At 68.7% G+C, this 19,419-nt stretch carries 19 protein-coding genes; 12 read left to right on the top strand and 7 right to left on the bottom strand.

Annotated features, from left to right (window positions below):
- The first annotated feature begins 13 nt into the window (after positions 1–13).
- The 5 genes from hutG (at position 14) to ACP7EY_RS00855 (ending at position 5,595) form a co-directional block, all read left to right on the top strand.
- The gene (gene hutG, locus ACP7EY_RS00875; RefSeq protein WP_426189496.1) at positions 14–832 is read left to right on the top strand and encodes an N-formylglutamate deformylase; all 819 of its coding nucleotides are present in this window, start codon (positions 14–16) and stop codon (positions 830–832) included.
- On the top strand, positions 829–2,208 hold the full coding sequence (locus tag ACP7EY_RS00870; RefSeq protein WP_426189494.1) for a formimidoylglutamate deiminase: 1,380 nt from the start codon (positions 829–831) through the stop codon (positions 2,206–2,208). Before hutG ends, ACP7EY_RS00870 begins: the two co-directional genes overlap by 4 nt.
- Positions 2,205–2,798: a HutD/Ves family protein gene (locus tag ACP7EY_RS00865; RefSeq protein WP_426189492.1), complete on the top strand. Its 594-nt coding sequence runs from the start codon at positions 2,205–2,207 to the stop codon at positions 2,796–2,798. The genes ACP7EY_RS00870 and ACP7EY_RS00865 overlap by 4 nt, the downstream gene beginning before the upstream one ends.
- Positions 2,795–4,015, top strand: coding sequence for an imidazolonepropionase (hutI, locus tag ACP7EY_RS00860; RefSeq protein ID WP_426189490.1), 1,221 nt, complete (start codon positions 2,795–2,797; stop codon positions 4,013–4,015). The genes ACP7EY_RS00865 and hutI overlap by 4 nt, the downstream gene beginning before the upstream one ends.
- A gap of 80 nt (positions 4,016–4,095) precedes the next feature.
- Positions 4,096–5,595, top strand: coding sequence for a glycine betaine ABC transporter substrate-binding protein (locus ACP7EY_RS00855; RefSeq protein ID WP_426190024.1), 1,500 nt, complete (start codon positions 4,096–4,098; stop codon positions 5,593–5,595).
- A gap of 136 nt (positions 5,596–5,731) precedes the next feature.
- Here ACP7EY_RS00855 and ACP7EY_RS00850 read toward each other — a convergent pair whose 3' ends face one another.
- Together ACP7EY_RS00850 and ACP7EY_RS00845 are read right to left on the bottom strand one after the other, a co-directional pair.
- Positions 5,732–6,220: a GNAT family N-acetyltransferase gene (locus ACP7EY_RS00850; RefSeq protein WP_426189487.1), complete on the bottom strand. Its 489-nt coding sequence runs from the start codon at positions 6,218–6,220 to the stop codon at positions 5,732–5,734.
- Positions 6,217–7,149 (bottom strand): DMT family transporter, encoded by a 933-nt coding sequence (locus tag ACP7EY_RS00845; RefSeq protein WP_426189486.1) that lies wholly within the window; start codon positions 7,147–7,149, stop codon positions 6,217–6,219. The genes ACP7EY_RS00850 and ACP7EY_RS00845 overlap by 4 nt, the downstream gene beginning before the upstream one ends.
- A 156-nt stretch (positions 7,150–7,305) precedes the next feature.
- Between ACP7EY_RS00845 and ACP7EY_RS00840 the strand changes: the two genes are divergently transcribed.
- Positions 7,306–7,446: a hypothetical protein gene (locus ACP7EY_RS00840; protein ID WP_426189485.1), complete on the top strand. Its 141-nt coding sequence runs from the start codon at positions 7,306–7,308 to the stop codon at positions 7,444–7,446.
- Here the strand turns inward: ACP7EY_RS00840 and ACP7EY_RS00835 are convergent.
- Positions 7,440–7,877 carry a DUF962 domain-containing protein gene (locus ACP7EY_RS00835; protein ID WP_426189483.1) on the bottom strand — a complete coding sequence of 146 codons (438 nt, stop codon included), beginning with the start codon at positions 7,875–7,877 and terminating at the stop codon, positions 7,440–7,442. The two genes, ACP7EY_RS00840 and ACP7EY_RS00835, sit on opposite strands and share 7 nt — an antisense overlap.
- A gap of 73 nt (positions 7,878–7,950) precedes the next feature.
- Here ACP7EY_RS00835 and ACP7EY_RS00830 point away from each other — a divergent pair, with 73 nt between their 5' ends.
- Positions 7,951–8,484: a DNA-deoxyinosine glycosylase gene (locus tag ACP7EY_RS00830; RefSeq protein WP_426189481.1), complete on the top strand. Its 534-nt coding sequence runs from the start codon at positions 7,951–7,953 to the stop codon at positions 8,482–8,484.
- A 1-nt stretch (position 8,485) separates the two neighbouring features.
- Here ACP7EY_RS00830 and ACP7EY_RS00825 read toward each other — a convergent pair whose 3' ends face one another.
- The 4 genes from ACP7EY_RS00825 to ACP7EY_RS00810 form a co-directional block, all read right to left on the bottom strand.
- On the bottom strand, positions 8,486–9,202 hold the full coding sequence (locus ACP7EY_RS00825) for a GNAT family N-acetyltransferase (protein ID WP_426189479.1): 717 nt from the start codon (positions 9,200–9,202) through the stop codon (positions 8,486–8,488).
- 108 nt (positions 9,203–9,310) lie between these two features.
- Complete coding sequence (locus ACP7EY_RS00820; protein ID WP_426189477.1) at positions 9,311–10,168, bottom strand: HDOD domain-containing protein; 858 nt, start codon at positions 10,166–10,168, stop codon at positions 9,311–9,313.
- A gap of 201 nt (positions 10,169–10,369) precedes the next feature.
- Complete coding sequence (locus tag ACP7EY_RS00815) at positions 10,370–12,070, bottom strand: methyl-accepting chemotaxis protein (RefSeq protein ID WP_426189475.1); 1,701 nt, start codon at positions 12,068–12,070, stop codon at positions 10,370–10,372.
- A 51-nt stretch (positions 12,071–12,121) separates the two neighbouring features.
- Positions 12,122–12,583, bottom strand: a complete 462-nt coding sequence (locus tag ACP7EY_RS00810) for a cache domain-containing protein (RefSeq protein WP_426189473.1) — start codon at positions 12,581–12,583, stop codon at positions 12,122–12,124.
- Positions 12,584–12,799: 216 nt separating this feature from the next.
- On the opposite strand from ACP7EY_RS00810, the gene ACP7EY_RS00805 reads away from it, so the two are divergent.
- The 5 genes from ACP7EY_RS00805 (at position 12,800) to ACP7EY_RS00785 (ending at position 19,374) form a co-directional block, all read left to right on the top strand.
- Positions 12,800–14,848, top strand: coding sequence for an FAD/NAD(P)-binding protein (locus tag ACP7EY_RS00805; protein WP_426189471.1), 2,049 nt, complete (start codon positions 12,800–12,802; stop codon positions 14,846–14,848).
- A gap of 1 nt (position 14,849) precedes the next feature.
- A complete protein-coding gene (locus tag ACP7EY_RS00800; RefSeq protein ID WP_426189469.1) occupies positions 14,850–16,136 on the top strand; it encodes a YbfB/YjiJ family MFS transporter in 1,287 nt (428 codons plus the stop codon).
- Positions 16,081–16,941 carry a fumarylacetoacetate hydrolase family protein gene (locus ACP7EY_RS00795; protein WP_426189467.1) on the top strand — a complete coding sequence of 287 codons (861 nt, stop codon included), beginning with the start codon at positions 16,081–16,083 and terminating at the stop codon, positions 16,939–16,941. Before ACP7EY_RS00800 ends, ACP7EY_RS00795 begins: the two co-directional genes overlap by 56 nt.
- Positions 16,938–17,513: a carboxymuconolactone decarboxylase family protein gene (locus ACP7EY_RS00790; protein ID WP_426189465.1), complete on the top strand. Its 576-nt coding sequence runs from the start codon at positions 16,938–16,940 to the stop codon at positions 17,511–17,513. Before ACP7EY_RS00795 ends, ACP7EY_RS00790 begins: the two co-directional genes overlap by 4 nt.
- Before the next feature lie 172 nt (positions 17,514–17,685).
- Entirely contained in the window at positions 17,686–19,374 is a 1,689-nt protein-coding gene (locus ACP7EY_RS00785) for a methyl-accepting chemotaxis protein (RefSeq protein ID WP_426189463.1), read from the top strand.
- Positions 19,375–19,419: the final 45 nt, after the last annotated feature.

The following is a 19,419-nucleotide window of genomic DNA, read 5'->3' as shown; positions in this document are numbered from 1 at the left end:
AGCCGGAGGCAGCATGGATTTCGATTTTGTCGGCGGTAGCCTGCCCCTGCTGGTGTCGATGCCGCACGCCGGCGCGCACTTGCCGCCAGAGCTGGCCGCGCACATGACGGCGTGCGCCGCGCGCAGCGCCGACACCGACTGGCACCTGCCGCGCCTGTACGATTTTCTGGCTTCGATGGGCGCCTCGACGCTGGCCGCCCGCCAGTCGCGTTACCTGATCGACCTGAACCGCCCGCCCGACGACATCAACCTGTATCCGGGCCTGGACACCACCGGCCTGTGCCCCCTCGACACGTTCGCGCGCGAACCCCTGTACCGGCCCGGCGCCGCGCCCGACGCCGCCGAAGTGGCGCGGCGCCGGGCGCGCTACTGGCAGCCCTACCACGCGCAGCTGCAGGCCGAACTGGCGCGCCTGCTGGCGCTGCATGGCGCCGTGGTGCTGTGGGAAGCCCACTCGATCGCCTCGCGCGTGCCGCGCTTTTTCGACGGCCGCCTGCCCGACCTGAACATTGGCACCGCCGATGGCGCCGCCTGCGCCGCCGGCCTGGCCGAGGCGGTCATGGCGCAGGTGCCGGCGCACTTTTCCACCGCCCTGAACGGCCGCTTCAAGGGCGGTTACATCACCCGCCGCTACGGCCAGCCGGAGCAGGGCGTGCACGCGATCCAGCTGGAACTGTGCCAGTGCCTGTACATGAACGAGCCGGGCATGGATGCAGACTTGCTGGCCGGCGCCGACGCCACCCCGCTGGCCTACCGCCCCGACCTGGCCGCGTCGCTGCGCCCGGCCTTGCAGGCGATGGTGACGGCGGCCGTCGACTGGGTGGCCCGGTGAACGGCGGCGCCGTGCTGGCGCGCCACGCGCTGCTGCCGGACGGCTGGGCGCGCGACGTCGCCATCGCCTGGAACGGCGACGGCGTGATCACCGCCGTTGGCGCGACCGCCGCCGACGCTGGCGCGGCGGCCGCGGCGGCGGTCGGCCTGGTCATTCCCGGCATGGTCAACCTGCATTCGCACGCCTTCCAGCGCGCCATGGCGGGGCAGGCCGAAACGGCCGGCGAGGGCGAGGACAGCTTCTGGACCTGGCGCGAGCTGATGTACCGCTTCGCCGGCCGCATCACGCCGGCCCAGCTCGAAGCGGTGGCCGCCCAGCTGTTTGTTGACTGCCTGCGCCACGGTTACACCAGCGTCTGCGAATTTCATTACCTGCACCGCGCCGCCGACGGCGCCGCCTACGCCAGGCCGGCCGAGATGGCCGAGCGGGTGGCGCAGGCGGCGCGCGAGACCGGCATCGGCCTGACCATGCTGCCGGTGCTGTACAGCCACGGCGGTTTCGGCGCGCAGCCGCTGGGCCCGCGCCAGCGCCGCTTCCAGAGCGACGTCGGCGCCGTGCTGGGCATGGTCGAGGCGCTCGATCGCCTGCGCGACGGCCAGTTCGAAGTGGGCGCCGCCCCCCATTCGCTGCGCGCGGCGTCGATGGCGCAGATCGGCGAACTGGCGGCCGCCCTGCCGCCGGGGCGGCCGATCCACATCCACATCGCCGAGCAGCAACTGGAAGTGGACGCCTGCCTGGCCCACAGCGGCCAGCGCCCGCTGGCCTGGCTGCTCGAGCGCCAGGGCCTGGACGCGCGCTGGTGCCTGGTGCACGCGACCCACCTCGACGAGGCCGAACTGGCCGCGCTGGCTGCCAGCGGCGCCGTCGCCGGCCTGTGTCCCAGCACCGAAGCGAACCTGGGCGACGGCCTGTTTGCGCTGGCGCCCTACCTGGCCGCGGGCGGGCGCTTCGGCATCGGCAGCGACAGCCACGTGGGGCACAGCCCCGTCGAAGAGCTGCGCTGGCTCGAGTACGGCCAGCGCCTGCGCCAGCAGCGCCGCAACATCGCCGTCAGCCCCGTCCAGCGCCACGTCGGCGACCTGCTGTGGCAGGCGGCCCTGGCCGGGGGCGCCCAGGCCAGCGGCCGGCCGGTCGGCGCGCTCGCCGTGGGCCGGCGCGCCGACTTCCTGGTGCTCGACGACGAGCACCCCAACCTGGCCGGCGCTCCTGCCGACGAGGTGCTGGGCCGGCTCCTGTTTGCCGGCAACGACAATCTCGTGCGCGACGTGCTGGTGGGCGGGCGCCGGGTCATTCAAGACGGCCGCCACGCGGGGCAGGCGGCGATCGCCGCGCGCTACCGCGCCGCGCTGGCACAACTGCGGGAGAGATCGCCATGACCATCCTGATTCCGTTTGCCGGCCTGGCGCCGGCGCCGTGGAAAAACGGCGGCGGCAGCAGCACCGAGATCGCCATCGGCCCGCCCGGCGCCAGCGTGCACAATTTCGAGTGGCGCATCAGCCTGGCGACGATTTCGCACAGCGGGCCGTTTTCCCCGTTCGCCGGGGTCGACCGCACGCTGGCGCTGGTCGAGGGCCCTGGCCTGACGCTCGATATCGACGGCAGCCGCCACATCCTGCTCGACATCGACGACGGCGTCATCGCCTTCGACGGCGAGGCGGCCGTCAGCGCCACCCTGCACGAGGCCAGCACCACCGATTTCAACGTGATGACCCGGCGCGCCGTGTGCCAGCACAAGTTCGGCCGCCGCCACGTCGAGGGCAGCGTGCGCTTCGCGCCGGGCGGCCAGCGCAGCCTGCTGTTCCTGGCCGCCGGCGAAAGCCTCACCGTCAGCTGCGACGACGAGCGCATCGGCCTGGTGCGCTACGATGCCGTGCTGTTTTCGCCCGGCAAACTGTGGACGCTCGAGGCGGACGACGCCACCGTGTTCATCGTCGATATCTATGCGCGCCCCGCGCAGGCCGCATGAACGCCAGCGTCATTCTCAATGTGCACCTGGCCACCATGGTCGACGGCTACGGCGAACTGCGCGACGGCGCCGTGCGTGTCGAGGACGGCCGCATTGCCTGGGTGGGCGCGCGCGCGGCCGCGCCGCTGGAAGGCGCCGCCATCATCGACGGCGCTGGCGCCTGGCTCACGCCCGGCCTGATCGACTGCCACAGCCACATCGTCCACGCCGGCAACCGCAGCGCCGAGTTCGAGGCGCGCTTAAATGGCGCCAGCTACGAAGCGATCGCCCGCGCCGGCGGCGGCATCATGGCCACCGTGCGCGCCACCCGCGCCGCCTCGCTCGATGCCCTGCTCGAGCAAAGTGCGCCGCGCGTGCTGCGCCTGCTGGCCGAAGGGGTGACGACGCTGGAAATCAAGTCCGGCTACGGCCTTGACCTGGCCAGCGAGCGCACCATGCTGCGGGCGGCGCGCCTGCTGGGCCAACGCTTGCCGGTCGATGTCGTCACCACCTTCCTGGGCGCGCACGCGCTGCCGCCCGAATTTTCCGGCCGCGCCGACGCCTACATCGACCACCTGGTCACCGTCATGCTGCCGGCGCTGGCCAGCGAGGGACTGGTCGACGCCGTCGACGCCTTTTGCGAAACCATCGGTTTTAGCCTGGCCCAGACGGCGCGCCTGTTCGACGCCGCCCGCGCCTTGCAGTTGCCCGTCAGGCTGCACGCCGAGCAGCTCTCGGACCAGGGCGGGGCCGCCCTGGTGGCGCGCTGCCAGGGCTTGTCGGCCGACCATCTCGAGCACCTCTCACCGGCCGGGGTGGCGGCGATGGCGCGCGCCGGCACGGTGGCGGTGCTGCTGCCGGGCGCCTACTATTTTCTGCGCGAGACGACGCCGCCGCCGATCGCCGCCCTGCGCGACGCGGGCGTGCCGATGGCGCTGGCCACCGACTGCAACCCGGGCACCTCGCCACTCACCTCGCTCCTGCTGGCGATGAACATGGCTTGCACCCTGTGGCGCCTGACGCCCCTCGAAGCGCTCGCTGGCGCGACTGTGCACGCCGCCCGCGCGCTGGGCCGCGGGCACGCCATCGGCACGCTCGAAGCGGGCAAGCGGGCCGACTTCGCCCTGTGGCGCATCGACCGTCCCGCCGACCTGGCGTATGCGATGGGCGCCAATCCCTGCGTGGGCGTGGTCAACGCCGGCGTGCTGCGCGCGCCGGTGGTAAGCTGGGGCGCTTGACCACTGCTGGAGCTCGCGTGCCGCTGTCCCCCTTCACTACCGCGGCGCCCCGCTGGCTTGCCGCGCTGCTTCTGCTGCTACTGCTGCTGTTTTCCCTGCTCGCCGGTGCCCCGGCGGCGGCCGACGACGTCCTCAAAATCGGCTCGAAGCGGTTCACCGAATCGTACGTGCTGGGCGAAATCCTCACGCAGACGGCGGCCGCGCACGGCAAGGCCGCGCACCGCCAGGGACTGGGCAACACCGCCATCGTGCTCGCCGCCCTGCAGGCGGGCAGCATCGACGTCTACCCCGAATACCTCGGCACGATCGACCTGGAGATCCTGAAAAATCCCGCGCCCACCAGCCTGCCGCAAATGCGCGCGGCGCTGGCCAAGCTGGGCCTGGGGGTGGGGGTGCCGCTGGGCTTTAACAATACCTACGCGCTGGCGCTGCGGGGCGACAGCGATGGGCCGACCAGCCTGTCGCAGCTGGCCGCTTACCCGGCGCTGCGACTGGGCCTGTCGCACGAATTCATCGGCCGCGCCGATGGCTGGCCAGGCCTGGCGCGGCGCTACGGCCTGCCGCAGGCGCCGCGCGGGCTCGATCACGGCATCGCCTACGCCGCCCAGGCCGAGCGCCAGGTCGACGTCATCGACATCTATTCGACCGACGCGAAAATCGCCCAGTACAAATTGCGTGTGCTCGACGACGATCTCGGCTATTTCCCCCGCTACGACGCCGTGCTGCTGTACCGGCTCGATGTACCGGCCCGCTTCGGCGCCCGCTGGCAGGCCATCGCCGCGCTGGAAGGGCGCATCCCGTCGGCGCAGATGATCGCCATGAATGCCGCCGTCGAAGTGGGCCAGCGCAGCTTTGCGGCGGTCGCCGCCGACTGGCTCAAACGCGCCCCCGGCGCGGCGCCGGCCACCACGGCGGCACCGGCATCGGCCCCTGCGCCGGCAGCGGGCGCCCTGATGGCCCGCCTGTTCGACGGCAAGCTGTGGCAGCTCACCGGCGAGCACCTGTTCCTGGTGCTCGCCTCGGTGGGCCTGGCCTGCCTGGCCGGCATTCCGCTGGGGGTGCTGGCGGCCGGGTCGCCGCGCCTGCGCCAGAGCGTGCTGGCGTTGGCGGGGCTGCTGCAGACGGTGCCCTCGCTGGCCCTGTTGGCGATGCTCATTCCCCTGCTGGGCATGATCGGCACGGTGCCGGCGCTGGTTGCCCTGTTCGTCTACGCGCTGCTGCCGATCGTGCGCAATACCTGCACCGGCCTGCTGCAAGTGCCGGCGGGGCTGCGCACGGCGGCGCTGGCGCTGGGCCTGACCACGCGCCAGCGCCTGCTGCATGTCGATCTGCCGCTGGCGCTGCCGGTGATACTGGCCGGCGTCAAGACGGCGGCGGTGATGAGCGTGGGCACGGCGACGATTGCCGCCTTTATCGGCGCCGGTGGCTACGGCGAGCGCATCACCATCGGCCTGGCCCTGAACGACAACAATATGCTGCTGGCGGGGGCGATCCCGGCCGCCGTGCTGGCCCTGCTGACCCAGGCCGGCTTCGAGTTGCTGGAAAAGCTGCTGGGACGCCGGCTGGCGCCCCCTGTTTGAGCGAGCTCAACAGAGGACATTTTCCCGGAGGTAAGATCACTGCAACGCTGGCACCCCGGATGGGCACAGCGAAGCTGGTCTCCCCTCCCATTGCCTGGAATGGGTTGTCCCACGGTCTGCATGCCGTGGGATTTTTTTAGCGGACGTCGTCGGCCAGCGCCGCCAGGGCGTCGCCGGCCAGCCGGCAAATCCGCCACTCCGGCATCACTTCTGCGCCCACCCCTTCATAGAAAGCGATGGCGGGGGCGTTCCAGTCCAGCACCGACCATTCAAAGCGGCCGCAGTCGCGTTGCCGGGCAATCTGCGCCAGCGCCACCAGCATCTGCCGGCCAAAGCCTTTGCCACGCTGGGCCTGCTTGACGTACAGGTCTTCCAGGTACAGGCCCTTGCGGGTCAGGAAGGTGGAAAAATTGTGGAAGTACAGGGCGAAGCTGACCACGTCGCCGTCGATCTCGCCGACGATCGCTTCGCACGACGGGCGGGCGCCGAACAGGGCATCGTGCAACATCGCTTCGGTGGCCACCACCAGGTGTTCGAGTTTTTCAAACACGGCCAGCTCGACGATCATGGCGTGGATGTGGGCGACGTCGGCGGCTTGGGCAGGGCGGATGGCAAAGGCGGTCATGGGGTCTCGGGTAAGGGGGAAGGGGAAATCGGCGCGGCCTGCGCGGGGGCGCGCACGGCCCAGGCCACGCTGGCCAGGCACAGGATCATACCGGCCCATTCGAGGGGGCCGGGGCGGTAGTGTTCGAGGCGGATCGACAGCAGCACGGAAATGACGGGCGCGCAGACGCCCACATACACGGCCTTTTGGGCGCCGATCCGGTTGATCAGGGTGAAATAGGCGATGAAGGCGATCACTGAACCAAACAGCGACAGGTACATCAGCCCCATCCAGTAACGGGGCGCCGCCGGCAGCACCAGGGGCTGGCCCGACAGCAGCACCAGCAGCAGCACCAGGGCGGTGCCCCAGGCCATCGACCAGGCGGTGGTGAGGTAGACATTGGCCGATGCGGCGCGCACCTTGCCGACGATGACGTTGCCGGCCGAGCTGGCGATGGTGGCGCTGACGGCCAGCACCAGCCCCAGCAGGAAGTGGCCCTTGCCGCCGCCGCCGATCTCGTGCAGCGCCGCGCCGATCGAGCGGGAGAACAGCAGCGCCACGCCGGTCACGGCCACGCTGCCGGCGGCCCACACGCGCCAGCCGATCGGCGTGCCAAACAGGAGGCGCGCGCACAGCGGCGTCCAGAACACCATCAGGGCGAACAACACCGCCACCAGCGCCGACACCAGGTATTGCTCGGCGCTGTAGGTGCACATGTACGACAGGCCGAAGGTGAGGAAGCCCTGGCTCATCAGCCAGCGCTGGGTGCGCCAGGGCAGGCGCAGGCGGTCGCCCCGCAGCAGGCAAAAGCCGAACAGGGCGGCGGCGGCCAGCGCGAAGCGGTAGACCACCGACACCATCGGCGGCACTTCGCCCAGTTGCAAGGTGATGGCCCAGAAGGTGGAACCCCAGATGAGCGAGGCGAGCAGGAACAGGAAGGGAGAGGGCATGGCGAAAGTATACGGGAGTTCACACTTTCTTGTGGGCACTGCCTGGAAAACGACAGCGGCCGCGCGGCGGCTTGAGGCGGCGCAAGCGAGGCCTGCCCGGTCCAGGGCGGCGTGGGGGCGCCGGTATCATGGGTGACTCTTTTCGCGAGGACGTCGATGAAACGGTCGCTGCAGGTGAAGGTGTGGATTTTGCTGGGCTACGTGATGCTGTGCACGGCGCTGGTGCTGCTCGAACAGGCCGAGATGGCGCCGCCGCCCCACCCGGCCCGCGGCGCGGCGCTACCAGGACCTCAGTAACTGAGCCGCAGGCGGCGGTACAGGAAGCCCAGCACGAACAGGGGGCCGATCAGCAAAAAGCGCAGGTCGTCGAAAAACGATGGTTTTTTTCCTTCGATCTGGTGGCCGATGAACTGGCCGATCCAGGCCAGCACAAAAATGCTCAGCGAGATGGGCAGCACGGTCAGTGGCGGCATCGCGTAAAGCAGGCCCAGCATGACCAGCGACATCGCCAGCATGCCCAGCGCGAACGGGCGCGACAGCTGAAAATAGTAGGCGAGGGCGGCGCCACTGACGAGCACGGCGGCCAGCGGGTGCATCCACCACACCAGCCCCAGCAGGGAAAACACGATCAGCGGCACGCACACCATGTGGATCAGCTCATTGGTGTGATTGCGGTGGCTCTCGCTGTACTGGCCGAGCAGGTGGTCGATCTGGCGTGGGTCGCGCATGCTGGTCTCCGTCATGGTTTTTTTTAAGAAGCGGCACACCGATTCTACACCGCTGGCCGGGCTAGAATGCGGCATGACCTTGCCCCCTTCTACCCTGTCCCCCGCTGCCGCCGCGCCCAAGCGTTGTTTCGATCCCGTCGTCAATGCGCACACCCGCCTGCTGGTGCTGGGCAGCTTGCCGGGTGAACAATCGCTGGCGCTGCAGCAATATTATGGCAACCGGCAGAACAAGTTCTGGACGCTCATGTCGGCCGTGCTCGACGTGGAGCTGGTGCCGCTCGACTATCGGACCCGGCTGGCGCAGTTGCTCGCGCACGGTGTCGGCCTGTGGGACGTGGTGGCGCAGGCGCAGCGCCAGGGCAGCCTTGACAGCAATATCCGCCAGCGCGACGACAACGATTTACCCGCGCTGCTGGCGCGCTATCCCGCCATTGGCAGCCTCGCCTTCAACGGTGGCACGGCGGCCCGGCTGGGTCAGAAGGTGCTGGGCGAGCGGGCATCGCACTACCGCCTCATCGAGCTGCCCTCGAGCAGCCCGGCCTACACCCTCGCGTATGCGGACAAGCTGGCGCGCTGGCTGGCGCTGCGCCCGGCTTTGCAAGCCTGAATCAAGCGCGCGCCGGCGCGGTATCGATCCGGCTGAGCACCCGCACGGTCGACTCGAGATAGTCGACAAAACCCATCCGTTCATAAAAATCGTGGGCCTGCCGGTTGGCCCGCATCACGTGCAGGAAGGGCAATTGGCCCGCTTGCATCTGCTGGTCGATCAGCTTGCCCATCAGCTGGCGCGCCAGCCCGCGGCCCTGGGCGTCGGGGTGGGTGCACACGCCGCTAATTTCCGTGTAGCCGGGCACGCGCATGCGCTGGCCCGCCATGGCGATCAGGCGGCCTTGATCGCCCCCTTCCAGGTAGCCGTAGTAGTTGCCCAGTTCGATGGTGCGGGGGCCGAACGGGCCGGGCCGGCACAGCGCCGCCAGTGCCACGGCGGCGTCGACGTGCTGCGGGCCCAGCGCCACCGCGTGCGGCGCGCTGTCGACGGTGATCACGCGGGGATCCCAGACCATGCGCAGCATGGTGGTCTCGGCATCGATGCGCCAGCCGTCCGGGCAGTCGCCCTGCCAGCCTTCGCAATAAAACACTTCGCCCGGCGCGCAGAACGGCGTCAGTGCGGCGAAATCGGCCGCCCCGGGATCGGCGAAAGCGATGATGGGCGAGAAGCCGGCGGCGTAGCGGCGGGCGCCGCCGACGCCGCTGGCGTGGCGGGCGTGCGGCCCGGTCAGGGTGTTCCAGAAAATGGCGTCGAGCGGCGGGTGGGCAGTAGTCATGGTGATCGGGCAGGCAAAAACCCCATTGTAGTGGGGTGCTGGCGCCGCGGCCTTCTGTTTCTTGCTACGGCTTACAAGGCCAGGAGATCGACACCGCGTCCGCAGGCCTCAGTGCGTAAAACAGTCCAGCAGCTGGTCGACCAGATCGCTGACCTCATCCTCGCCCATCGACAGGTAGGCGCAGGCGCTCGCGCCCCCTTTTTGCCACTCGAGCGAGACGGGCGCGCCCTGGCAGGCCTGCAGGGCGCGTTCGGCCACCAGCGACAAGGCCACCAGCGAACGCACCGTGTCGTCGCTGGCGGCGTCGTCGATCACCTGGTAGTCGTGGTGGTGCAGGATGGCCCAGGTGACCTCGCTCGACAGGCCCCAGTTGCGCGCCAGCAGGCAGCCGATGGCCGCGTGGTTGGTGTTGTGGCGCTCGTCTTCGATCTCAGTGACGCGGCGCAGTGGCTCGTGGGTGGCCGCGTCGAAGGTGGCGCCGTAGTCGGCAAAGCGGTCCAGCAGCAGGGCCACGCCGGTATCGCAGAACAGGCCGAAGGTGTGGGCCACGTCGGGCGCGCCGATGTGCAGGCGCTTCGACAGGAACACCATCGCTTGCGCGCGCCGCGTCGACAGCTCCCAGAACTGCGCCAGCGAGACCCCGCTGCTGCTGGTAATCGCCTGGCGCGCCAGCAAACCCGCCATCAGCGCCGCCACCTGGTTCATGCCCAGAAAAGCGATGGCCTGGTCGATCGACTTGGCCGGCCGGGTGGCGCCATAAAACGAGGAATTGGCAAGTTTGAGCAAGGCGCCGGCCATGCCGACATCGGCGCCGATGATGCGGCTGATCGCCGCCGGCGCAGGGTCGTCCCGCGCCAGCTCTTGCTGCAGGTCGGCCAGCAGGCTCGGACGCGGCGGGATGCGGATTGACTTCATCAGCGCCTCGACCGGATCGGCCGCTGCGACGGCAGGGTTGTGCATGTTCATGGGGGGGAGGGTAATGCTTTTGAGAAATATCCCCCACTATAGACCAATCGCCGCAGCACCGCATCGGTCGGATGGTTCAGATGGTTAAATGGCGGCCGAATCGGGCGCAACTGTGGCGCGCAAGCCCTGTAATATTGTCATGAAAACACAGCCCGCATGATTTGTACCAGGCGCGCCCGTATCGCCGCGGGCGGCGCCTGCTTAGCGGGTGCGGCGCGCCGGCAGCGCCCGTGGCGTGGCGGCGCGCATGCCGCTGCTGGCGGCACGTCGCTCGTGCGGCTCGTGAAACGCGTCGGCGTCGCCATCGCCGGCCTGCGCCCGCGCCCGCGCCGGCGCGGGCGGGGCCAGGTCGGCGGCGTCGTCGAACTTGAACACCGCCACCGCTTGCGCCAGGTTGATGGTCTGTTCGTGCAGGCTGGCCGCCGCCGCCGCAGCCTGTTCCACCAGCGCCGCGTTTTGCTGGGTCATGTCATCCATCTGCCCCACCGCCAGGTTCACTTCGGCGATGCCGTCGGCCTGCTCGGTGCTGGCGGCGCTGATGCGGGCGATGATTTCGTTGACCTGCTGGACCGAGGCGACGATATTGCCCATGCTGTTGCCCGCCTCATTGACGGAGGCGCTGCCGCCGTCGATGATGGCGACGGAATCGGCAATGAGCGCCTTGATCTCTTTGGCCGCCGCCGCCGAGCGCTGCGCCAGCGTGCGCACCTCCGAGGCCACCACCGCGAAGCCGCGCCCCTGCTCGCCGGCGCGCGCCGCTTCGACGGCCGCATTGAGCGCCAGGATATTGGTCTGGAACGAGATGCCGTCGATGACGCCGATGATTTCGACGATCTTGCGCGAACTGGCCTTGATCGACTCCATCGTCGCCACCGCCCGGTTGACGGCGGCGCCGCCGCTCGAGGCCAGCGACGACGCGCTCGCCGCCAGTTCGGTGGCCAGGCGGGCATTGTTGGCGTTGTCTTTCACCGCCACCGTCAGCGTTTCCATGGCGCTGGCAGTCTCCTCGAGCGAGCCGGCCTGCATTTCCGTGCGCGCCGACAGGTCCAGGTTGCCGGTGGCGATTTCCTGCGAGGCCGTGTCGATCGAGTGCACCGAGCTGAGGATGCTGCGCAGGCTGCCGGTGAGCCGTTCGATGGTGTGATCGAGCGCGCGCGAGGTGGCCGCGATCTCGTCGCGTCCGCTGTTGGCCTGTCCTTTCGCCAGGCGCCCCTCGGCCAGCTCGTCGACCACGTCGGCGATTGCGCGGATGTCTTTCAGCATGGCGCGGCGCACCAGCATGGTGGCGATCAGCGACAAGGCAATCGACAGCAGCACCAGCGCCGCCATCGTCATCACCAGCTTGCGGTACTCGGCGCGGGCGGCGGCGAACGCCGTTTCGCTCAGTTGCCGTTCGTGCGCGGCCAGCTGGTCGAGCTGGGCGTGCAGGACATTGAACTGCTTCTCCGCCTTGCTCATCGACGCCGTCGCCGTCGACTGGTCCACCTGCGCCAGTTCGATCGTCTGCTGCACGCTCTGGCGGTACGCCGTCAGCGCGGCGGCGCTGGCGTCGAGCAGGCGCCGCTCGGCCGGATCGGCCACCGCCGCCAGCGCCGTCAGGTGGATGCCCAGATCGACGTGCTTGCGGCCGATGTCGGCCGTCAGCGCGTCGATCCTTGCCTTGGCGAAGCTGCCATTGATCCACGCCAGCAGCTGATAGATATTGGCGTGCGCATACTTGGCGTCGCCGGCGATGTCGGCCGTCGCCTTGAGCCGCGCCGCCCGCACCTGCACCAGGTTTTCCAGCGATGCGTTCTGGCGCACCATCCCTTGCCAGGCACTGCCGGCCGTGATGACCAGCAAGACCAGTACCAGGCATGGCGCCAACAACAATTTCGGACCAATGCGCAATTTGCTCAGCATGCTGCCTCCCTGGTGGATGTTGAATGGACTCGAGCGGGACGCGGCCAGCCCCTATTTTTTGTAGATGCCCGCTTCCAGGGTGACGTCGCCGACCAGCTGGATGTACGTGGTCTTGGCCTCGACCTTGCCGCTGGCCGGGTTCTTGAACTTGTAATCGACCCAGCCCTTGCCTTTTTTCTTGGCCAGTTCCAGGATTTCGCGGCGGAACGGCTTGCCGTCGGCGTCGGGCACATCGACCAGGTCCTTGCCGATCATGGCGGGATTGACCGGGTTGGCCAGAATCACCCCTTTCGCGTCGCGCATGGTCAGGTACAGGGGGCCCTGGATGAACTCGGGGTCCTTGGCGTTGATGCGCTTGATCATATCGTCCTTGCCCGCCGTTTTCATGAACGTGGCGCCTTTCTCCACCATGGCGATGGCGTCTTTCTCGGACGGTTCCGCCGCCCACGCGGGGGCGGCGATGGCGCAGGCGGCCAGGGCGAGGGTCAGGACAGTGGTATGCAGGGTTTTCATGTTTCCTCCGGGAAATTTATCGGCGCTATCCACTTTACCGAGACGGCCGATTCAGTTTTTGCGATTGCGCAAGTGCACAGCGTTCACCTATGCGGACCGGGTTTGTGGGCGCGCAATGCCCGCCGAACGCACGCTCCTATCATTCCCACTCGGCAATAAGTTTCTCCCGGCTCCCCGCCCGGCAGTGTCGTTCCACTCCCACCTGAAGAGGAATTCATGTACAAGATCGCCATTATCGGCCTTGGTCCGCGTGGTATTTCCGTGTTCGACCGCATCATTGCGTACGCCCGCAATGACGCTACCGCCACGCCGCTCGAGTTATACCTGTTCGACAGCAAGGAGTTCGGCCCAGGCTGCCACACCACCGACCAGGCCGATCATTTGCTGGTGAACACGGTCGCGTGCCAGATGACGCAGTTTTCCGACGACACCGTGCGTGCCGCCGGACCGTTGCTGTACGGGCCCTCGTTCGCGGACTGGCTGATCAGCAAAAACAGTGCGCTCGGCAAGGGCACCGACGCCACGATCCACATCGACCGCAATGGCTATTATTCGCGCGCCCTGTTTGGCGATTACCTGCGCTGGGGCTTCGAATACCTGAAAAAAATGGCGCCGCCCCACCTGACGATTTACCTGCACAACTATGCGGGCGTCGACGACCTGCATTGGGAGAATAATCGCTGGCAAGTGTCTTACGATGGCTGCAATTTCCCTGCCGACTTCGTCTACCTGACCACCGGCCACGCCCGCAAAGTGCTGACCGAGGGCGAGCGCAAGCTGACGCGCCAGGTCGAGTGCGCCCGCGTGCGCAATCCCCGCCTGCAACTGGTGCTGGAGCCGTATCCGATCCGCAATGCCACCTCCAGCGTGATGGCCGGCGACACCATCGCCATCGAAGGCATGGGCCTGACCAGCTTCGACCTGATCGCCCAGCTGACCCAGGGCCGTGGCGGCAAGTTCGAGGCGGCCGGCAAACTGCAGCCGGCGGGCAGCTTGCGCTACCGGGTGTCGGGCCAGGAGCCGAAAATCCTGCTCTATTCGCGTTCGGGCCTGCCGCTGACGGCGCGCGCGGTCAACCAGAAGGGCGTGTTCGGCCAGTACAAGCCGAAATTCCTCACCTTTGCCAAGCTCGACGAACTGCGTGCCCGCGCCGACGGTGGCCAGCTCGATTTCGAGCAGCAAATCATCCCGCTGCTGTGGGCCGACATGCAGTTCGCCTACTGCTTCGCGTGGCTGCAGCAAAAGCGCGACAAGATCGCCGCGCTGATGTTCAGCAATGAATTTCTCGCCGCCGACAGCGCCCAGGCCCGCCAGCACCTGGTCGATCGCCACATCGACAAGCGCGAGCAGCTCTCGTGGGCGCGGCTGGTCGACCCGGTGCCGCCACTGGCGCTGAAAAGCCGGCGGCAATTCGATGACTGGCTGCGCGGCCACATGTGGCGCGACGTCGAGCACGCCCTTGAGGGCAACCTGGACAATCCCGTGAAATCGGCCTGCGACGTGCTGCGCGACGTGCGCGACGTGGTACGCGCCGCCATCGATTTCGGCGGCCTGTTCGAGCACTCGCACCGCTGGGTGTTGGGCGAATTCCTGCCCATCATGAACCGCCTCGCGGTGGGCCCGCCGAAAGAGCGCATCGCCCAGTTGCTGGCGCTGATCGACGCCGGCGTGGTGCGCGCCGATTTCGGCCCGGGCGCCCGCTGCGAACTCGATGAGGCCAACGCTACCTTTGTCGTACGGGGCCACTGGGCCGGCGACAGCGAGCGCGCCAACGTGCTGGTGCGGGGCCGGGCGTCGCTGCCGGGGCCGCTGGAAGACAAGTCGCCCCTGATGCGCCAGCTGGTCGAGCGGGGCATCGTGCGGCCCTTCATGAACGGCCAGTTTCACCCGGGCGGCATCACGGTCGACCGCAACATGAACGTCGTCGCCCGCGACGGCACCGCGCAGACCACCCTGTGGGCGCTGGGCACCCTGGTCGAAGGGTGCAAATTCTATACCTTCGTGCTGCCGCGCCCGGGCGCGAACTCCACCACCATGGTCGATGCGGGCCGCGCCGTCGGCCGCATGATGGACGCGATCGCCGAACGGGGGCAAAGCCAGCAGGCGGCGCAGGAAGAGCTGCAGGGCGTGGCCGCAGCGGGGCCGGCGCCGGCGGCCGTCAGGAGCATCGGCGCGGCGGGCGTGACGGGCCTGGAAGCGGCGCCGGCGCGCGTGCGGCGCCTGGACGCCGATTCGGCCAACTGCCCCGCGTTCGGCCGCACCTGAGATGGCGCGCGTAGCGGCCGCCGCCGGCGTCGACGCGCGCCTCTGGCCCGGGCTGTGCGGGCTGGCGGCCACCCTGACCGGGGTCGGCGTGGGCCGCTTCGCCTATGTCGCCATCCTGCCCCTGCTGGTCCAGCAGCACTGGTTCAGCCGCCAGCAGGCCGGCTGGCTGGGGGCGGCCAACCTGGGCGGTTACTTCGCCGGCATCGGCGTGGCGGCCCTGCTGGCGCGCCGCCTGGCGCCCGGGCAGATGGTGCGGCTGGCCATGCTGCTGGTGTCGCTGAGCTTTTTTGCCTGCGGCTGGCACGGCGGCGGCGTCACCTGGTTCCTCGCCTGGCGCAGCGTGGCCGGCGCCTGCGGCGCCATCCTGATGGTGCAGGCGCCGGTGCTGATCTTGCCGGCCACCGCCGTCGCCCGCCGGGGCCGCGTCGGCGGCATCATCTTCAGTGGCGTCGGCCTGGGCATCATCGCCGCCGCCACGCTGGTGCCGATGGTGATCGCGCAGGGACTGGCCATCACCTGGCTGACGCTGGGATCGCTGTGTACCCTGCTGACGGCGGCCACCTGGCGCTTCTGGGGCGGCGCCGGCGCGCCGGCGGCGCCGCCCGCGGCGCTGGCGCCGGCCCTGCTGCAGGCATGGCGCCTGCCGCTGCCGGTCGCCCTGCTGCTGTTCGCGTACGCCCTCAACGCCATCGGCTACCTGCCGCATACCCTGTTCTGGGCCGATTTTCTCACCGCCGAGCTGCACCGCCCGCTGCCGCAGGCGGGATTTTTCTGGGCCTGCTTCGGCGCCGGCGCCGCCTGCGGCCCCTACCTGACGGGGGTGGTGGCCGACCGGATTGGGCTGGCGCCCACCCTGCTGGGCGCGTTTGCCCTCAAAGCGCTGGGCGTGGCGCTGCCGCTGGTGGCGCAGGGCGACGCGGTGTTGCTGGGGTCGTCCGTGCTGGTGGGATTTTTCTCGCCCGGCATCGTCGGCGTCGCCTCCGGCTACGCGCTGGAAATCGGCGGCGCCGTGCACCACCGCCGTTACTGGACGGTGATGAACGTGGGTTTTTCACTGGCCCAGGCGGGCGGCGCGGCGCTGATGGTGGCCATGATGGCCACGCGCGCCTCGTACGCGCCGCTGTTCGCCATCAGCGCCGCCGCGCTGCTGCTTTCCTGCGCCTGCATCGGCTTGATCATCCTGCTGCGCGCCAAGGTAGAATGCCAGCCTGGCATCGCTTTGAAAGCAGAATATGAAACTGGTCCGCTATGGCCGTCCCGGCAAAGAGAAACCTGGCCTGATCGATGAATTCGGCCGGCTGCGCAGCCTCGCCGGCGTCGTCGACGACATCACCCCCGCGCAACTGTCCGCCGCGGCCCTGAAGAAACTCGCAAAGATCGATCCGGCCAGCCTGCCGCTGGTGCGCGGCGAACCCCGCTTCGGCGTGCCCTTGCGCGGCGTCGGCAAGTTCATCGCCATCGGCTTGAATTACGCCGACCATGCCGAGGAAGCGGGCATGGCGATCCCGCCCGAGCCGATCGTGTTTTCCAAGGCGATCACCTGCCTGTCCGGTCCCGACGACGCCATCGTGCTGCCGCCCGGCGCCAAAAAAACCGACTGGGAAGTCGAACTGGGCGTGGTCATCGGCAAGCGCGCCCAATATGTCGACCAGGCCGAGGCCCTCGATTACGTCGCCGGCTACGTCGTCGTCAACGACGTCTCCGAGCGCGCCTGGCAGCTGCAAAGCTCGCAGTGGGACAAGGGCAAGGGCTGCGACAGCTTCGGCCCGGTCGGTCCCTGGCTGGTCACCCGCGACGAAATCGTCGACGTCCAGGACCTCGACATGTACCTGGAAGTCAATGGCAAGCGCATGCAGACGGGCAGCACCGCCACCATGATCTTCGGGGTGGCGCAGCTGGTGAGCTACCTGTCGCGCTACATGACGCTCGAGCCGGGCGACATCATCGCCACCGGCACCCCGCCCGGCGTGGGCATGGGCCGCACCCCGCCCCGCTTCCTGAAAAACGGCGACACCGTCCGGCTGGGCATTCCCGGCCTGGGCGAGCAGCAGCAGGTGGTCCAGTCCCATCCTTTGAAAGGGAGCCGCGCATGAAGTCCGATCGCAAACCGGAAGCGGACCGCCTCGGTCCCCTGTCGATGGAGCAGATGAGCAATGCCCAGCGGGTGGTGGCCCAGGCCATCATCGACGGCCCCCGCGGCGCCGTCTACGGCCCCTTCGTGCCGCTGTTGCGCAGCCCCGAGCTGATGCAGCATGCCCAGCGCATGGGCGAGTACCTGCGCTTTCGCAGCGCCATCGGCACCCGCCTGTCGGAGCTGGCGATCCTCGTCACGGCGCGCCAGTGGAACCAGAAGGTCGAATGGGCGATTCACGCGCCGATCGCCTTTCAATGCGGGATCGACCGCGCCATCATCGACGCCATCGGCGCGCGCCAGGCGCCGGCCGGGCTGCGCGAGGACGAAGCGGCCGTCATCGATTTCTGCACCGAGCTCCATTGCGACAAGCGCGTCAGCGACGGCACCTACGCCCGCGCGCGCAGCCTGTTCGGCGACCATGGCGTGGTCGATCTGATGGGCTTGAACGGTTACTACACCTTCCTCGCCATGATCATGAACAGCGCGCAAACAGCGCTGCCGCCGGACGCCAGCTGGTTGTTGCCGGACTGATCACGGCCGTGGCAATGGCGGCGGCACGCCCGTCGCCATCGTCGCGGCGCCGCCACGTATTGTTCAATTGATGCATTGCTTCATGGTTATTGCTTGATTTTGAGCAAGTTTCAACATTAAGATGGCTTCCTTTGCCGCCACCGGTGGCGCCATCCCTGATGAAGGAAACTCCATGTCGTTGTCGAATCTGAAAATCGGGGCGCGCCTTGGCGGCGGCTTTGCCATCATTCTTGTCTTGCTGTCGGTGGTGGTCGGTCTGGGCGTCGTTTCGATGGGCCGGATCGATGCGCAGGTACGCGAGATCGTCGATAACCAGGAAGTGTCGACGGCGGCGGCGATCGCCATTGGCGACAGCCTGCGCGATGTGTCGTTCGCGGTGTCGACCCTGGTGCTGGTGAGCGACCCTGGCGATGTGCGGGTGCAGGTGGAAAAGCTGGCGGCGGCACGGGCCGGCTTCGCCAGGGCCAAGCGCGATTTTCTGGCCACCCCGCAAAGCGAGGCAGAAACGGCGATGATGGCCAAACTCGACGCCGCCATCGCCATCGCCAGGCCGAAAGTGGACCACACGGTCGCGCTGGGCATGGCCGGTCAACGCGAGGAGGCGACCGAAGACATGCTCAAGCAATCGGCGCCCGCCACCGCCGCCGTGATCGCCATCACCGCCGACATCGTCGCGTACGAAAAGGCGCAAGCGCTGGCCGGCGCCGCCACGGCTCGAGCGCTGTACGAGAGTGCCAACGCGCTCATGCTGGGCCTGGGCGGCATCGCCATCGTGCTCGGCAGCCTGATTGCCGTCGTCACCACGCGCGCCATCGTCAAGCCGTTGCGCTACGCCGTCAAGGTGGCCGAGGCCGTCGCCGCGGGCGACCTGACCACCGTTGTCGAGGTGCGCAGCAGCGATGAAATGGGCCAGCTGATGCGCGCCTTCAAGCACATGAACGAAAGCCTCAATGGCATCGTCGCCAACGTGCGCCGCGGCACCGATTCGATCGCCACCGCCTCGGGCGAGATCGCCAGCGGCAACCTCGATCTGTCGGCCCGCACGGAGCAGCAGGCGGGCGCGCTGGAAGAGACGGCCTCGTCGATGGAAGAGCTGACGTCGACCGTCAAGCAGAACGCCGACAATGCGCGCCAGGCCAATGTGCTTGCCGCCTCGGCCTCGCAGGTGGCGGTCACGGGCGGCCAGATGGTCTCGCAAGTGGTCGACACGATGGGCGTCATCAACGCCTCGGCGCGCAAGATCGTCGACATCATCGGCGTCATCGACGGCATCGCCTTTCAAACCAACATCCTGGCCCTGAACGCCGCCGTCGAGGCGGCCCGGGCGGGCGAGCAGGGCCGCGGCTTCGCCGTCGTCGCCTCCGAGGTGCGCAGCCTGGCACAGCGCTCGGCGGCGGCCGCCAAGGAAATCAAGGTGCTCATCGGCGACTCGGTGGCGGCCGTCGAAACGGGCTCCCGGCTGGTGGGCCAGGCGGGCAGCACGATGGACGACATCGTCGCTTCCGTGGCCCGCGTGACCGACATCATGAGCGAGATCTCGGCCGCCAGCCACGAGCAGGAAGCGGGCATCGAGCAGATCAACCAGGCCATCGGCGAGATGGATGCGGTGACCCAGCAAAACGCCGCGCTGGTCGAGGAGGCGGCGGCGGCGGCGGCGTCGCTGCGCGAACAGGCCGGCCAGCTGGCGCAGGCGGTGGCGATTTTCAAACTCGACGGCGTGACTGGGCAGGCCCCGGCCCCGCGGGCGCGCCCGCCCGTCAGCGCCACCGCGCCCGCACGACAACTGACCAGCGCCGCGCCCGCACGGCCCGCCAGGGCGGCGCGGACGGCGCCCGCCGCCACCGAGTGGGAAGCGTTTTAGTCAGCGCCAAAAAAAACGGGGTCACGCTTGCGCGGACCCCGTTTT

Origin of the sequence: Massilia sp. DWR3-1-1, from assembly GCF_049898325.1 — a bacterium.
Taxonomy (GTDB): Bacteria; Pseudomonadota; Gammaproteobacteria; order Burkholderiales; family Burkholderiaceae_D; genus JAFCUW01.
Note: the sequence above shows the minus strand (reverse complement) of the source record. Positions and strands in the feature narration are given on the sequence as shown.

Bases quoted from the DNA above. Each gene is read 5' to 3' on its own strand.
- ACP7EY_RS00830 (WP_426189481.1), top strand. From the start codon at position 7,951: ATGACCTTGCCCCCTTCTACCCTGTCCCCCGCTGCCGCCGCGCCCAAG.
- ACP7EY_RS00800 (WP_426189469.1), top strand. From the start codon at position 14,850: ATGGCGCGCGTAGCGGCCGCCGCCGGCGTCGACGCGCGCCTCTGGCCC.
- hutG (WP_426189496.1), top strand. From the start codon at position 14: ATGGATTTCGATTTTGTCGGCGGTAGCCTGCCCCTGCTGGTGTCGATG.
- ACP7EY_RS00840 (WP_426189485.1), top strand. From the start codon at position 7,306: ATGAAACGGTCGCTGCAGGTGAAGGTGTGGATTTTGCTGGGCTACGTG.
- ACP7EY_RS00835 (WP_426189483.1), bottom strand. From the start codon at position 7,877: ATGCGCGACCCACGCCAGATCGACCACCTGCTCGGCCAGTACAGCGAG.
- ACP7EY_RS00805 (WP_426189471.1), top strand. From the start codon at position 12,800: ATGTACAAGATCGCCATTATCGGCCTTGGTCCGCGTGGTATTTCCGTG.
- ACP7EY_RS00810 (WP_426189473.1), bottom strand. From the start codon at position 12,583: ATGAAAACCCTGCATACCACTGTCCTGACCCTCGCCCTGGCCGCCTGC.
- hutI (WP_426189490.1), top strand. From the start codon at position 2,795: ATGAACGCCAGCGTCATTCTCAATGTGCACCTGGCCACCATGGTCGAC.
- ACP7EY_RS00815 (WP_426189475.1), bottom strand. From the start codon at position 12,070: ATGCTGAGCAAATTGCGCATTGGTCCGAAATTGTTGTTGGCGCCATGC.
- ACP7EY_RS00825 (WP_426189479.1), bottom strand. From the start codon at position 9,202: ATGACTACTGCCCACCCGCCGCTCGACGCCATTTTCTGGAACACCCTG.
- ACP7EY_RS00820 (WP_426189477.1), bottom strand. From the start codon at position 10,168: ATGAACATGCACAACCCTGCCGTCGCAGCGGCCGATCCGGTCGAGGCG.
- ACP7EY_RS00795 (WP_426189467.1), top strand. From the start codon at position 16,081: ATGAAACTGGTCCGCTATGGCCGTCCCGGCAAAGAGAAACCTGGCCTG.
- ACP7EY_RS00845 (WP_426189486.1), bottom strand. From the start codon at position 7,149: ATGCCCTCTCCCTTCCTGTTCCTGCTCGCCTCGCTCATCTGGGGTTCC.
- ACP7EY_RS00785 (WP_426189463.1), top strand. From the start codon at position 17,686: ATGTCGTTGTCGAATCTGAAAATCGGGGCGCGCCTTGGCGGCGGCTTT.
- ACP7EY_RS00850 (WP_426189487.1), bottom strand. From the start codon at position 6,220: ATGACCGCCTTTGCCATCCGCCCTGCCCAAGCCGCCGACGTCGCCCAC.
- ACP7EY_RS00865 (WP_426189492.1), top strand. From the start codon at position 2,205: ATGACCATCCTGATTCCGTTTGCCGGCCTGGCGCCGGCGCCGTGGAAA.
- ACP7EY_RS00790 (WP_426189465.1), top strand. From the start codon at position 16,938: ATGAAGTCCGATCGCAAACCGGAAGCGGACCGCCTCGGTCCCCTGTCG.